Genomic DNA, 15,020 nt, shown 5'->3' with positions numbered 1-15,020 from the left:
CTCCCCGTGTTGATGTTTGTCATGCTGTAGGAATGCCGCCCATTGTGCCCGCCTGGAAGGGATTCTTCCAGAGGCCACTCAAAATTGCTGGCCGAGCGAGAACTGGAAGCGGCGCGTGTCGTCTTCCGCCTGTTCGTTGAGCGGTTCCGCGAAACTGAAGCCCAGGGGGCCGATGGCCGTGATCCACTCAAACCCGATGCCCACAGAATAACGGATTTCATCGGCTGCCGGCTCAAAACCGCGCTCGGTATCGAAGACGTTACCGCCGTCCAGGAACACCGAGGAGCGCATGCTTCGGCTGTCGGCCGCGAACGGCACCGGGAAGATCAGCTGGGCGCTGGCCTCCGCGAGGACGTTGCCACCGAAGGGCCGGTCATCCCGAAAGGGATCATCGGTGGCGGGCGTCGCTTCATTACCCAGACTGTTGGCCTCGAAGCCCCGCACCGAGTGGTAACCCCCCGCGTAGTAATGCTCATAGAAGGGAAGCGATCCCGTATCAGAGAAACCATCGCCATAACCGAACTTGGTACGCAGCCGTGCCACCCAGCGCTGGTTACTGGTCAGCGGGTAGTAGGCATCCGTTCTCTGGGTGATTTTGTAGTAGGTCTGGTCACTGCCGGGCACTGCTGTCTCCACGGTCAGGCTGTTACGCGAGCCCGACGTGGGCATCCGCCCCCGGTTGTGGGTATTGCGAACAATGGAACCCCGCAGCAGGAAGGCACTCTGGGAGTTACCCTCCTCGTCAATGAACCCGGTAACCTCCCGGGCTGGGAAACGCCCGGGATCAATCCGATTGTATTCATACCCCGGTCCGAAGTTCAGCCGCGTGTACTGGCTGATCGGGTAACCGAAGTTCATACGGGCACTGAGGGTATCCAGTACGAAGGAGGACACCTCTTCCTCTTCGTAGTCGGTCTCGCGTGCCTGAAGACTGAAACCACGACTGACGCCGTCAACGGTGTAGAACGGGTTGGTGTAGGACAGATTGGCACTGGTCACCGAATCACTTTTATTAAGCCCCAGCGAGGCGCGTCGGCCACTTCCGAGGAAATTCTTCTCAGAGACACTGGCGCCGAAGATCAGCCCCGAGGTCTGGGAGAAGCCGATATTCGCGGAGAGGCTGCCAGTGGGCTGCTCTTCAACCGAGTAGGTGACATCCACCTGATCGTCCGTGCCGGGCACCGGTGACGTATCGGCATTCACCTGCCCGAAGAAGCCGGTGCGCTCAAGCTCGTTGCGCGATGTCTCGATCCGGCTGGAAGAAGCCACACCCGCCTCCATCTGGGTCATTTCCTGACGCAAGACCTCGTCGTGGGTGGCCGTATTACCCTCGAAGCGGATGCGGCGTACGTAGGTGCGCTTGCCCGGCTGAACGTCCACGGCCACCGTCACGGTGCCGTCATCATGGGTTTGGGGCGTGGCCTCCACATTCGCGAAGCTGTAGCCCTCACGCCCCAGCCGGCGTGTGATCAGATCCGTGGTCGTCGTCATGCGTTCCTGGGAAAAGAGTTCGCCCTCTTCCAGAACCACCAGCTTGCGCAGTTCCTCTTCGTCCACGATCAGGTTGCCGTTGAGCGTGACCTCACGCACCTTGAATTGCTCCCCCTCGTCCACCGCCAGGGTCACGAACACCTGCTTCTTGTCCTGTGCCAGGGAGATATTGGTGGACTCGACATTGAACTCCACGTAGCCCTTGTTCAGGTAATGGGAACGCAGACTCTCAAGGTCACCGGAAAGCTTCTCGCGCGCGTACTTATCCGCGTTGGTGATGGAGTTCCACCAGCCGGTTTCGCGCAGTTCCATCAAGCTGATCAGCTCTTCCTCGGTAAACGCCTCGTTACCGATGATGTTGATGTGCTGGATGGCGGCGACTTCGCCTTCATTGATATTGAAGTTAATGGCAACGCGGTTGCGCTCGAGTTCTTCAACCTCGGCATTCACATCCGCGTTATAGCGACCCTGAGCAACGTAGGAACGCAGGATCTCGAGCTCAAGGCGCTCCAGCGTCGCGCGCTGGAAGATCTGGCCTTCCTCTACCCCGGCCTGGCGCATGCCTTCCATGAGCTGTTCAGTCTCGATGTTCTGGTTGCCCTCAACCTCAATCCGGGCAATCGAGGGCCGCTCCTCAACAGAAACAATGAGGACATCGCCCTCACGGGCGAGACTGATATCGGCGAACAGGCCGGTCTGAAAGAGATTGCGGATGGCTTCGGAAGCGGTGACGTCATCCACCTGATCGCCAACATCGACCGGTAGGGCGCTGAAGACATTGCCCGCAGACACCCTCTGAAGACCTTCCACCTGAATGTCCGAAACCCGAAAGGTCTCGGCTGGAGCCGACAAGCTGGCCAGAGCCAGCACAACAGCCGGCAGCAACGTCCGTAAAAGGCCCTTCATGGATTCACTAAACGCCTTTTGTCTCGTGACTTGGGAAACAGGGCTGACAGCCTAACGGATACCATCAGTTCGGCGAATACGCCGCCCCATTACGGAAATGTCATGGCGGCCGGGCGCCGACAGAGCCGGGCAATTCTCACAACCGGAGCACGTCATTGTAAAGCGCAAGCACCGTCAACATCGCGATCAGGAAGAGTCCAAGCCGTAACCAGACCCCCTGAACCGCCTCTGAAACCGGGCGTCCGCGCCCCCATTCCCATGCATAGAACAGGATGTGACCGCCATCGAGAATGGGAATAGGCAGCAGGTTGATGATGCCCAGACTGATGCTCAGATAGGCCAGAAACCGCACGAACGACTCGAAACCACTGGTAACCGTGGTCTCGGCCACGCGGGCAATCGTGATCGGACCGCTTATATTGCGTACCGAAAGCAACCCGCTGGCCATCTTGCCCACTGCCACCAGAGTGGTCCGGGTATCATTCCAGAATTGGTTGAACGCCTCTGGTACCGCTTGTACCGGCCCCAGCTGGGTCTGGCGCTGCATCTCCTCCGGCCAGGACACCGACTGCACCCCGGCCCCGATACGACCGATGCGCCTACCCTCGCCATCCGTCTTACGGGCAGGAGTGACCGTAATGGTACGCTCGCTGCCATCACGCTCAATGCGCATGGACAGTGCTTCGCCGGGTGCCGCCTGAATGCGCTCCACCAATGCAAACCAGTCCGGAACCGGCTCATCCTCGACAGCCAGGATGCGATCCCCGGGCTGAAGGCCGGCCTCCTCGGCGGGTGACCCGGGTCGGATCTCACCCAGGACGGGGGGGATGTCCGGCCGCCAGGGTTCAATGCCAAATTCCCGTACCGGGTCCGGATCCCGGGCGCCGCCCAACCAGCCGTCCAGGGCCGTACTGCGCTCCAGACGGCGACCTTCCTGCTCCAGGGTCAGGCTCACCTGCCCCTGCTCACCGGCACGCTGTAGAAGCGCCATACCCACATGGCGCCAGGAGGGGGTCTGGCGACCGTCGACTTCCAGCACCTCCATGCCAGACTCAAGCTCCATGCGCTCAGCGGGGGTCTCAGGTTCCACATCGCCCACTACCGGCGCGATCGTGGTGAACCCGATCACCGCCAGGAGCCAATAGGCGAAAACAGCAAAGATGAAGTTGGCTATGGGGCCGGCAGCCGCAACGGCAATGCGACGCGGAGGGGTCTGGCGGTTGAAGGCCAGATGCTTCTCCTCCTCCGGCACCTCACCTTCGCGCTCGTCCAGCATCTTGACATAACCGCCGAGCGGGATCGCCGCCACGGCGAACTCGGTGCCGTGGCGGTCGCGGCGCATGAAAAGCGGCTTACCGAACCCCACCGAGAAGCGCAGAACCCGTATGCCCAGGCGGCGCGCTACCCAGAAGTGACCGAATTCATGCACCGTCACCAGGATCCCCAGGGTGACGATCAGCGCCAGTACGGTCTGGATCACACTCATGAAGCGTTCTCCGCAGCGTTCAGTTGGTTCAGGGCCCATTCGCGGGCGCGCCCGTCACAGGCCATGACGGCCTCAATGGAGTTCGCGCGGCGCGGGGCCAGCTCCGCCAGGGCCTGTTCCACCAGGCCCGCGATCCGGGTGAAGCCGATGCGCCCGCCGAGGAAGGCATCTACCGCCACCTCATTGACCGCGTTCAGTATGGCCGGCGCGGTGCCCCCGGCTCGGAAGGCCTCAGCGGCCAGGCGCAGGGCCGGAAACCGTTCCAGGTCCGGGCGTTCGAAGTGGAAGGAAGCCAGCTCGAACAGATCCAGCGGCGCGACCCCTGCCTCAATACGTTCCGGCCAGGCCAACGCGTTGGCAATGGGGGTGCGCATGTCCGGGCTGCCCAGCTGGGCCAGCACGGAACCGTCCCGGTATTCGACCATGGAATGGATGATGCTCTCGGGGTGCACATGCACCTGTACATGCTCCGGCGTAGTAGCAAACAGCCAACAGGCCTCGATCAGCTCCAGCCCCTTGTTCATCAGGGTGGCCGAGTCCACCGAGATCTTGCGGCCCATGGCCCAGTTAGGATGGGCACAGGCCTGATCAGGGCTCACGTGTTCAAGCTCGCTGGCTGGCGTAGTCCGGAAGGGCCCGCCAGAGGCGGTCAGGAGAATACGCGTGACACCGGATTCCCCAACACTGGCACCGGCCCTGGGCAGGCACTGGAAGATGGCATTGTGTTCGGAGTCAATCGGCAGCAGCGTCGCGCCATGGCGTTCAACGGCCTCCATGAAGAGCCCACCGGACATCACCAGGGCCTCCTTGTTGGCCAGAAGCACCCGCTTGCCCTGCTCGATGGCCGCCATGGTCGGTGCCAGGCCCGCAGCGCCCACAATCGAGGCCATGACGGCGTCAACGGCGGCATCGGAAGCCGCTTCACAGAGCCCGGCCTCGCCGCTCAGCACCGTAACATCCAGCCCGTCCAAGGCATCGCGCAGCTCGGCTTCCCGCGCGGGATCACTGATTACCGCCAACCGTGGCCGAAACCGGCGGCACAGATCCGCCAGCGCTTCCACATTGGCGTGAGCGCTCAGGGCATGGACGCGGAAACGCTCCGGATGACGGGCCACCACATCCAGCGTACTGGTGCCGATGGAGCCGGTAGCGCCAAGTATCGTGAGGGTCTGCGGTGAAATTCCACCCATCCGGGTTCCTGTCCGTATCGAAGCGTTACTGAACCGGCGTCAGCCAGCCCAGGAGGGTAAAACAGGACGCCAGCACCGGAATCGCAACCACCAGGCTGTCGATGCGATCCAGGATGCCGCCGTGACCGGGCAGCAGCTGGCTGCTGTCCTTGATGCCGCGGTGGCGCTTGAGCATGCTCTCGAACAGATCCCCCAGCACCGAGGCGAGCGCGGTCAGCAGTGATGCAAGAACAAACTGAACCACCGCGATGCTGGCGAGATCAAGCCGCCAGGCCACGACCAATGCCAGCGCCGCCACTACCGCCAGGCCACCCCAGACACCCGCCCAGGTCTTGCCGGGGCTGACGGCCGGCGCCAGCTTTCGCCGCCCGAAAGCGCGCCCGGCAAAATAGGCGCCGATATCCGCGCCCCAGACCACCAGGAAGGTGTACAGGATCAGCAGCAGGTTGTTCCCGGTATGCCCCAGCACCAGCTCGCCACTGCGCAGGTGGTTCAGAGCCAGCCAGGCCCCGACAAGAGCCAGAATACCCAGGGTCAACCGTGCCGGTCGTGGATGCCAGAAGCCCCTGCCACCGGGATAGGCGGCAACCAGCGCCGCCACCAGCAGCCAGAACACCGCCAGCGCCCCCAGAAGGGGCACTACTGGCAGCGCCTGGAATAAGACCATGAGAGCAATCAGAACCAGCGCGAAAGCCCAGCGCTGCAACCCACCTTCAAATCCAGAAAGGTTGGCCCACTCCCAACCGGCAATGGCCAGAAGAGCGCCGGTGAATACCGCAAATCCCGTGGGAGGCAGCAGAAAAAGGCCACCCACAACAATCGGCGCCAGAACGACAGCCGTGATCACCCGCTGTTTCAGCACCGCGCCCCCTTATCCATACTGCCTCTGGGGCATAGCGGTTTCGGCAGCCCCGCCTCCCTGTTGCTCCGAGGTTTCCGCGACCTGGTCACCGGTGCGGCCAAAGCGGCGCTGGCGCCCCGCAAAGTCCTCCAGCGCCTCGCGCATGGCGGTATGCTGGAAGTCAGGCCAATACAGGGGCGAGAAATAGAATTCGGTATAGGCGAACTGCCAGAGCAAAAAATTGCTGATGCGCTGTTCACCGCCGGTACGAATCAACAAATCCGGCATGGGCCGGTCGCCCAGACTGATGTAGCGCTGGACCAGGTTTTCGTCCACCTCATCCGAACTCAGGCGCCCCGCAGCCACCTCCTGCGCGATGCGCCGGGTAGCCTGGGCCACATCCCAGTGCCCGCCATAGTCCGCCGCAATCACCAGCTCCATGCTGTCGCATTGCGCGGTTTCCTGTTCCGCCCGGGCCATGTGCTCCTGGAGCGTATGGCTGAAGCGCTCACGATTGCCGATGAAGGACAGACGGATGTTGTTCTCCCGGAGCCGCCTTACCTCCTTGCGCAGCGAGCGCAGAAACAGCGTCATCAGGGCGCTGACTTCTTCCTCGGGACGACGCCAGTTCTCACTGCTGAAGGCAAACAGGGTAAGGACCTCAACACCGGACTTGCCGCAGGTCTCAATGGCCGCGCGTACGGATTTCACACCCGCCCGGTGGCCGCTGATGCCGCGCTGGCCCCGGGCACGGGCCCAGCGGTTGTTGCCATCCATGATCACCGCCACGTGGCGCGGGCAGCCCGCCAGTGGCGGCATGTCCGTTTCCCGTTCAGTCTCGTTCATGCTTGCCCCAGCAACCCGGGCCTCAGATGGCCATCAGGTCGTTTTCCTTGCTCTTGAGGAGCTCGTCGATCTTAGCGACGTACTTGTCCGTCAGCTTCTGGATCTCACCCTCGGCCTTTTTCTCTTCGTCCTCGGTGATCTCCTTTTCCTTGAGCAGATCCTTGATGTCACTGTTCACATCCCGGCGAACGCCACGCACCGCGACCCGTCCCTGTTCCGCCTCGTTGCGCGCATGGCGGACGTATTCCTTGCGGCTGTCCTCGGTCAGGGTGGGCATGGGAACACGCACAACCTCGCCCGTGGTGGCCGGGTTGAGACCCAGATCGGCTTTCATGATGCCTTTCTCAATCTTGGGCGCCAGATTCTTCTCATACGGCGACACGGCCAGGGTACGCCCGTCCTCCACGGAAACATTGGCAACCTGCTTGAGTGGTGTCTCCATGCCGTAATAATCCACCGTCACCTCATCCAGGATGCTGGGATGCGCACGCCCTGTCCGGATACGTGCAAAGGCCTTGTTGACGGAATCCACCGCCTTCTGCATACGTTGTTCAGCGTCTTGCTTGAGCTCGTCTAACACGGTTTCCGCCCTCTTTTTCAGGCTTCCTCAATGAGTGTTCCTTCGTTGCCACCCAGTGCGATGTCACGCAGAGCACCGGGTTTGCCCATGTTAAACACACGGACCGGCATGTTGTGATCCCGGCACAGGCAGATGGCGGTGAGGTCCATCACACCCAGGCGGCTTTCCAGCACCTGGTCGTAGGTGAGCCGGTCGTACTTGAAGGCTTCCGGGTTGGAGACCGGGTCGTCGTTGTAAACACCGTCAACCTTGGTCGCCTTCAGCACCACGTCGGCGTCGATCTCAATGGCCCGCAGGCACGCCGCTGAGTCCGTGGTGAAGAACGGATTGCCAGTACCAGCAGTGAAGACCACCACGTCGCCGCCCTTGAGATCGCGCGTGGCTTCACGGCGATTATAGTGCTCCACGATGCCACTCATGGGAATGGCCGACATCACCCGGCTCTGGATGTTGGACCGCTCGAGCGCATCGCGCATGGCCAAACCGTTCATCATCGTGGCCAGCATGCCCATGTGGTCACCGGTTACCCGGTCCATGCCGGCCTCGTTCAGCACCGCTCCCCGGAAGAGGTTGCCGCCGCCGATGACGATAGCCACCTGTACACCGATGCTCACAAGCGAGTCGATCTCGACCGCCATGCGATCAAGAACCTTTGGATCAATCCCGAATTCATGATCACCGATCAGGGCCTCGCCACTGAGCTTGAGCAGAACGCGCTTATATCGGGTCTGTGTCGTACTCTGGGTGGGCATGGCCTGCGACCTCCTAACCGGTGTTCTGGATACAAACCGGCCGCACTCTCCCCAACGCGCCATGCGCCGGGAGATGCGGCCCGAGTTATTGGCGGATCATGCCGCCGACTGCATAGGGATCAGCCCTTGAGCTGTGCCGCCACCTCGGAGGCGAAGTCCGTCTCGTCCTTCTGGATGCCCTCCCCCACCTCGTAGCGTACAAAGCTCACGAGCTCGGCGCCGTGCTCCTTGAGAAGATCCTTGACGGCCTGATCCGGGTTCTTGACGAAGCCCTGCTCAACCAGGCTGTTCTCCTTCAGGAACTTCTGGATCCGACCGCTCATCATCTTCTCGACGATTTCCGGCTTCTTGCCTTCCATGTCGGGCTGGGAGCGGATGACTTCACGCTCTTTCTCGACTTCCTCTTCCGGCATGTCGTCCGGCGTGGCAACCCGCGGGTTCACAGCCGTGACGTGCATTGCCAGATCGCGGGCCAGCTCACCTGAGCCGCCCTTGAGCGCCACCAGCGCGCCCATGCCGTTGGTGGAGTGAACATAGCCACCCACAACATCGCCCTCAAGGCGCACAGCACGGCGTGCAGTGATGTTCTCGCCGATCTTCTGGACGAGCTCTTCGCGCTCCTTCTCCAGGTCATCGACAACCAGCTTCTCGATATCGGTTTCGCCGTTCTGGAACGCGGTGTCGAGCACCCGGTCGGCAAACGCCAGGAAACCGTCATCACGGGCGACGAAGTCGGTCTCGGAGTTGACCTCGACCATCATGCCGACGCTGGCGTCATCGGTAACCTTCAAGCGTACAACGCCTTCAGCGGCGGTACGGCCCGCCTTCTTGGCGGCCTTGAGGCCGGAGTTCTTGCGCAGATTGCTGATGGCGGTTTCCACATCACCTTCCGCTTCCACCAGCGCTTTCTTGCATTCCATCATGCCCAGGCCGGTGCGCTCACGCAGCTCCTTAACCTGTGCGGCAGAGATTGCAGCCATTATCTGTTCCCCACTTAAATCAATTCGGTTGTTGCCGTTCGCTCGGGCCGGGGCTTATTCAGCCGCCGGCGCCTGCGGTTCGTCTTCGCTGACTTCAACAAACTCGTCAGCGGCACCGCCACCTGCCTGGGTGCCTTCGATCACGGCATCGGCCACGGCGCGGACGTAGATCTGGACCGCACGGATGGCGTCGTCGTTCCCCGGGATGACCACGTCAACGCCCTTGGGATCGCTGTTGGTATCCACCACGCCGATCACCGGAATGCCCAGCTTGTTGGCTTCCTTGATGGCGATGTCCTCGTGGTCCACGTCGATGACGAAGAGCGCGTCCGGCAGGCCGCCCATGTCCTTGATACCACCGATGTGGCGCTCGAGCTTTTCCATCTCGCGGCGATGATCCAGCGCTTCCTTCTTGGTCAGCTTGTCCAGGGTACCGTCCTGGTCCTGCTGCTCCAGATCGCGGTAGCGGCGGATGGACTGGCGGATGGTCTTGTAGTTGGTGAGCATGCCACCAAGCCAGCGATGGTTAACGAACGGCATGCCACAGCGTTCCGCTTCTTCCTTAACGATCTTGCTGGCGGAGCGCTTGGTGCCCACGAACAGGATCTGGTTCTTGTTCTCGGCCATCTTCTGAACCTGGTCGAGCGCCTGGTTCAGTGCCGGAACGGTATGTTCGAGGTTGATGATATGGATCTTGTTGCGCGCGCCGAAGATGTACTTGCCCATCTTCGGGTTCCAGTAGCGCGTCTGGTGTCCGAAGTGTGCGCCTGCCTTGAGCAGGTCGCGCATGCTCACCTGTGCCATTGCTATCACCTTTGTCTGGTCGGGTTACGCCTCCACGCATCCCATTATCCGACCCTGGGGCCACCTGGCCACCGGAGCACCCGGGACAATGTGTCGATACGTGTGTGTATTTGGTTTTTGCCGCTGCCCGATGAGTCCGGCTGGAACTCCCCGGAGCGGCGCGCGAATTTTTACCATAAAACGCGCCCAAAAGGAAGTTACACCGCCGAACGAATTGCCTTTGGGGCCGGCCTGAAGCCATAACCGCAGGGGGCGTCCTGAAACCGCTGCGATCCCGGGCAGGTTCAATCCATGGCCACGAGCCGGTAGAATAGGCTACCTTTAAATCAACAGACTGCGGGAGCTGCATGAGCGTTCAGATCAAAACCGCCGAGGAAATCGAGAAGATGCGGGTGGCGTGCCGGCTGGCCGCCAGTGTTCTGGAGATGATCGGCGAGCACGTAAAGCCCGGCGTCACCACCGAGGAACTCGACCGGATCTGTCACGAGTACATCGTTGAGCACGGGGCGACGCCGGCACCGCTGAACTACAAGGGCTTCCCCAAGTCGGTGTGCATCTCCGTCAACCAGGTGATCTGCCACGGCATTCCGAACGAGAAGAAAGTCCTGAAAAACGGCGACATCCTCAACATCGACGTCACTGTCATCAAGGACGGCTACCACGGCGATACCAGCAAGATGTTCGTCGCCGGCAAGGCCAACCCTGCGGCGGAAAGACTCAACCGGGTCACCCGGGAGTGCCTGTTCCGTGGCATCGAGATTGTTCGCCCCGGCGCGAAGCTCGGTGATATCGGCGCCGCCATCCAGAAGCACGCCGAGGCCAACCACTACAGCATCGTCCGCGAGTACTGCGGTCACGGCATCGGTCAGGGCTTCCACGAGGAGCCCCAGGTAATGCACTTCGGCAAGCCCGGCACCGGGCTGGAACTGCAGGAAGGCATGACCTTCACCATCGAACCCATGGTCAACCAGGGCAAGCGCCACAGCAAGGTCCTGCCGGACGGCTGGACAGTGGTGACCCGGGATCGCAAACTGTCCGCACAGTGGGAACATACGGTGCTCGTCACCACCGACGGTTACGAGATCCTGACCCTGCGCAACGGTGAGGAACCAGCCTGAACGTCACTACCGTAGGAGCAAGCCCTGCTCACGATGGATTCGACCGCCTGCGAGGCAGGCTCCTACACGATCCACCAGCCGGGACACGCCTGTAATGAATACGACCGGCCCGATTTTTGATCCGGACCAGCATCTGGACCCTGACTCCCTGGCCAGGGAAATCCGTAGCGCGGCGTCTCCAGGCGTGCCCGTGCGTCGCCACCTCGAGCACCTTCAGCAGGTCATGGCGGATGCCTTCCGGGCCGGTGCCGATGTGCGCTCACTGGTACACGGTCGTGCCTACATCATGGATACCGTGCTGTCGTTGCTCTGGGACCACTCCCCCCTCGGCCAGGCACAGGATCTTTCCCTGGTGGCCGTGGGTGGTTATGGCCGTGGCGAACTGCATCCCTGGTCGGACATCGACCTCCTGATCCTGACCGGGGAGGCCGGGGCCCAGGCGCACGAAGAAGCCCTTTCGGACTTCCTGACCCTGCTCTGGGATCTGGGCCTGGCCATCGGCCACAGTGTACGCAGCATTGAGGAATGCGTGTCCACCGCGCGCGAGGACGCCACCATCCTCACCAACATGCTCGAAACCCGGCTGATCGCCGGCAACACCGAGCTCCCCTGCCAGCTCCGCAAGCGGGTCTACTCCAGCGACACCCTCTCCGACCGGGAATACTTCGCCGCCAAGCGCCGCGAGCAGCAGCAACGCCACGGCAAGTACGGCGCCACCGAATACAACCTGGAGCCCAACCTCAAGGCCTCCCCCGGCGCGCTGCGCGACATCCAGACCATCATCTGGGTGGCCCGCCGCCACTTCGGGCTGGATGACCCATCCGATCTGAGGCACTTTTCCATCCTTTCGGACGAGGAATTCGAGATCCTGCGCGAGGGTGAGACCTTCCTGTGGCAGCTGCGCTTCGGCCTGCAGATTCTCGCCGGACGCAACGAGAACCGCCTGCTGTTCGACTACCAACCGGATCTCGCGCGCATGCTCGGTTTTGATGAACAGGACGGGCGCCTGGGCGTGGAACGGATGATGCAGGCCTACTACCGCTGTGTTCTGGCACTGGCGGAGCTCACGGATGTCATCCTGCAGCATCTGGATGAAGAGATCCTGCGCGCGGACGAAACGGAAAAGATCCAGCCGGTTAACCGCCGCTTCCAGATCCGCAATGGCTATCTTGAGGCCATCAACACCCAGGTCTTCGCCTATGCGCCTTACGCACTGATGGAGATCTTTCTGGTTCTGGCCCAGCACCCGGAAGTGAAAGGCATCCGGGCGCCGACCATCCGCGCCATCCGGGCCCACCGGCACCTGATCGACGACGCCTTCCGCCAGAACCTGGCCTGCACCACCCTGTTCATGGAACTGCTGCGCACACCCCATGAACTGGACACCACCCTGTCCTATATGAAGCGCTACAACGTCCTCGGGCGCTACCTGCCCGAGTTCGGCAGCATCATCGGGCAGATGCAGTACGACCTGTTCCATGTCTACACCGTGGATGCCCATACCCTGCGGGTGATCGGCAACATGGTGCACATGCAGACCGCCGAGGGCCGTGAGCAGTTCCCGCTGGCCTCAAGACTGAGCCACCAGCTGCCCAAGCCTGAGCTGCTGTACGTGGCGGGGCTGTTCCATGATGTGGCCAAGGGCCGCGGCGGCGATCATTCGGAACTCGGCGCCATCGACGCCGCCCGCTTCTGCGAGCAGCACCACCTGAGCGACCGCGACACCAAGCTGGTAGCATGGCTGATCGAGAACCACCTGCTGATGTCGCTCACCGCGCAGAAGTGCGACATCTCGGACCCGGCCATCATCCGTGAGTTCGCGCGCAAGATCCCGTCCAAGGTGCACCTGGTCTATCTCTACATACTGACCGTGTGCGACATCGCCGCCACCAACCCGAACCTGTGGAACACCTGGCGGGATTCGCTGCTGCGCCAGCTCTACATCGAGACCCGGCGGGTACTGCGCCAGGGCATCGACAGCCCCTTCGACCGCAACGACTGGATCCGCGCCACCTGCGAGGAAGCCCGGGACATGCTGCGCAGCCAGGGCTACAGCAACGAACAGATTGACCGTGTCTGGAACACCCTGGACGATGACTTCTTCCTGCAGGACGCCACGGTCGACATTGTCTGGCAGAGCGCCGCCATCATCCGCCACGGCGACAACCCGGACCCGCTGGTGATGATCCGTGATACCACCGGCGGCCCGACGGACGGCTACACCCACATCATCATCTACATGCGCGACCGGGCCGCTCTCTTCGCCGCCACCACGGCGGTGTTGGAACAGCTGCACCTGAACATCGTGGACGCCCGCATCCTTTCCGGCGAAGGCCCCTACAACCTGAGCAGCTACGTGGTGGTGGACGAGCAGGGCCAGCCCCTGGGCAAGGACCCGGAGCGCCGGGACCACATCCGGGACCGGCTGGTGGAGGAGCTGGACGACCCGGACGACTACCCGGCCATCATCGAGCGCCGTGTGCCGCGCAAGCTCAAGCACTTCGCCTTCCCCACGGAAGTGACCATCTCCACGGACACGGCCAACCACCGCACCATGCTCGAAGTGGTCACGCCGGACCGCCCGGGCCTTCTGGCACGCATCGGCCGCATCCTGCTGGATCATCACATGCGGCTGGTCAGCGCCAAGATCGCGACCCTGGGCGAACGGGTGGAGGACATCTTCTTTGTGACCGATGAACGCGGCAACCCGGTGGAAGACCCGGAGGCCTGTGAGTCCGTGCGTGAGGCACTCTGCCAGCAGTTGGACGAAGTGGCCGGCCTCAACGGCCACAATGAGCAGGAAATCACGATATGACCCCGAGGCTCGACGACCTCCACCCCTACCCGTTCCAGAAACTGGCCCAGCTTTTTGAGGGAACGGAACCGCCGGATCAGCCGCACATCGCCCTCTCCATCGGCGAACCCAAGCACCCGGCCCCGGAGCCCGTACTGGATGCCCTGCGCGACAGTCTCGCGGACGTGGCCCGCTACCCCGCCACCAGGGGCCTTCCGGAACTGCGGGAAGCCACTGGGGACTGGGCCACCCGGCGCTTCAACCTCGGCGGAGCCAACCTGGATCCGGAAACCCAGATCCTGCCGCTCAACGGCACCCGGGAGGGCCTCTTTTCCTTCGCCCAGGCCATGCTCTCCGGCAGTCCGGATTCACTGGTGGTCAGCCCCAACCCCTTCTACCAGATCTACGAAGGCGCAGCCCTGCTGGCCGGCGCCCAGCCGTATTTCGTCAACAGCACCCGCGATGGCGGCGGCCTGCCGGATTTCAGCAATGTCCCGGCTGCCATCTGGGACCGGTGTGAGCTGGTCTATCTGTGTTCACCGGGCAACCCCAACGGGGCCGTCATGGGCCTTGAGGACTACCGCCACCTGCTGGAACTGGCGGACCGGCATGACTTTGTGATCGCGGCGGACGAATGCTACTCGGAGATCCACCATCCCGAGGCCGAACCACCGCTGGGCATGCTCGATGCCTGCCACCAGCTCGGCCGTGACGACTACCGCCGCTGCGTGGTCTTTCACAGCCTTTCCAAGCGCAGCAACCTTCCCGGCCTGCGCTCGGGCTTCGCTGCCGGGGATGCGGACTGCCTCGCGCGCTTCCTGCGCTACCGCACCTACCACGGCTGCGCCATGCCCATCCATCACCAGAAGGCCAGCATCACCGCCTGGAATGATGAGGCCCACGCCCAGGCCAACCGCGAGGCCTACCGCGCCAAGTTCGATGCCGTGCTCCCCATACTGGCGCCCTGGCTGGACGTGACACGCCCGGAAGCCGGCTTCTACCTCTGGCCGCGCACGCCCATGGATGACGAGACCTTTGCCAGAGCGCTCTACAACGAGGAAAATGTCACCGTATTGCCGGGGCGCTATCTGTCACGCACCAGCGACGGCGTGAACCCCGGCGAAAACCGGGTGCGCATGGCGCTGGTCGCCCCCCAGGAAGAGTGCGTGGAAGCCGCTCAGCGCATCGCCCGCTTCATTGAACGCCGGACACAGAACGGATCCATCTAACAG

General features: G+C 62.5%; 12 protein-coding genes. 3 read left to right on the top strand and 9 right to left on the bottom strand.

Annotated features, from left to right (window positions below; genetic code table 11):
• Nucleotides 1-78: 78 nt before the first annotated feature.
• The 9 genes from bamA to rpsB form a co-directional block, all read right to left on the bottom strand.
• Nucleotides 79-2,397 carry an outer membrane protein assembly factor BamA gene (gene bamA, locus H4I92_RS11255; RefSeq protein WP_077530686.1) on the bottom strand — a complete coding sequence of 773 codons (2,319 nt, stop codon included), beginning with the start codon at nt 2,395-2,397 and terminating at the stop codon, nt 79-81.
• Between the two features lie 136 nt (nt 2,398-2,533).
• Nucleotides 2,534-3,883, bottom strand: coding sequence for an RIP metalloprotease RseP (rseP, locus tag H4I92_RS11250; protein ID WP_077530685.1), 1,350 nt, complete (start codon nt 3,881-3,883; stop codon nt 2,534-2,536).
• The gene (gene ispC / locus H4I92_RS11245) at nt 3,880-5,073 is read right to left on the bottom strand and encodes a 1-deoxy-D-xylulose-5-phosphate reductoisomerase (protein ID WP_077530684.1); all 1,194 of its coding nucleotides are present in this window, start codon (nt 5,071-5,073) and stop codon (nt 3,880-3,882) included. The genes rseP and ispC overlap by 4 nt, the downstream gene beginning before the upstream one ends.
• Before the next feature lie 25 nt (nt 5,074-5,098).
• A complete protein-coding gene (locus tag H4I92_RS11240) occupies nt 5,099-5,935 on the bottom strand; it encodes a phosphatidate cytidylyltransferase (RefSeq protein ID WP_077530683.1) in 837 nt (278 codons plus the stop codon).
• Between the two features lie 9 nt (nt 5,936-5,944).
• The gene (gene uppS, locus H4I92_RS11235) at nt 5,945-6,760 is read right to left on the bottom strand and encodes a polyprenyl diphosphate synthase (RefSeq protein WP_077530682.1); all 816 of its coding nucleotides are present in this window, start codon (nt 6,758-6,760) and stop codon (nt 5,945-5,947) included.
• 22 nt (nt 6,761-6,782) lie between these two features.
• Complete coding sequence (gene frr, locus H4I92_RS11230; RefSeq protein ID WP_077530681.1) at nt 6,783-7,340, bottom strand: ribosome recycling factor; 558 nt, start codon at nt 7,338-7,340, stop codon at nt 6,783-6,785.
• A 17-nt stretch (nt 7,341-7,357) separates the two neighbouring features.
• A complete protein-coding gene (pyrH, locus tag H4I92_RS11225) occupies nt 7,358-8,092 on the bottom strand; it encodes a UMP kinase (RefSeq protein WP_077530680.1) in 735 nt (244 codons plus the stop codon).
• 119 nt (nt 8,093-8,211) lie between these two features.
• A complete protein-coding gene (gene tsf, locus H4I92_RS11220) occupies nt 8,212-9,072 on the bottom strand; it encodes a translation elongation factor Ts (RefSeq protein ID WP_077530679.1) in 861 nt (286 codons plus the stop codon).
• Nucleotides 9,073-9,126: 54 nt separating this feature from the next.
• Nucleotides 9,127-9,876 (bottom strand): 30S ribosomal protein S2, encoded by a 750-nt coding sequence (gene rpsB / locus H4I92_RS11215; protein WP_077530678.1) that lies wholly within the window; start codon nt 9,874-9,876, stop codon nt 9,127-9,129.
• Nucleotides 9,877-10,223: 347 nt separating this feature from the next.
• Here rpsB and map point away from each other — a divergent pair, with 347 nt between their 5' ends.
• The 3 genes from map to dapC all read left to right on the top strand — a co-directional run bounded on the left by map (nt 10,224) and on the right by dapC (nt 15,017).
• Nucleotides 10,224-10,994, top strand: coding sequence for a type I methionyl aminopeptidase (map, locus tag H4I92_RS11210; protein WP_077530677.1), 771 nt, complete (start codon nt 10,224-10,226; stop codon nt 10,992-10,994).
• A gap of 94 nt (nt 10,995-11,088) precedes the next feature.
• Nucleotides 11,089-13,809 (top strand): [protein-PII] uridylyltransferase, encoded by a 2,721-nt coding sequence (locus H4I92_RS11205; protein WP_077530676.1) that lies wholly within the window; start codon nt 11,089-11,091, stop codon nt 13,807-13,809.
• On the top strand, nt 13,806-15,017 hold the full coding sequence (dapC, locus tag H4I92_RS11200) for a succinyldiaminopimelate transaminase (protein WP_077530675.1): 1,212 nt from the start codon (nt 13,806-13,808) through the stop codon (nt 15,015-15,017). Before H4I92_RS11205 ends, dapC begins: the two co-directional genes overlap by 4 nt.
• The last annotated feature ends 3 nt before the right edge of the window (nt 15,018-15,020 follow it).

Origin of the sequence: Vreelandella halophila, from assembly GCF_019903425.1 — a bacterium.
GTDB lineage: Bacteria > Pseudomonadota > Gammaproteobacteria > Pseudomonadales > Oleiphilaceae > Halospina > Halospina halophila.
The sequence above is the reverse complement of the archived record's forward strand: the minus strand, read 5'-3'. Positions and strand labels throughout refer to the sequence as shown.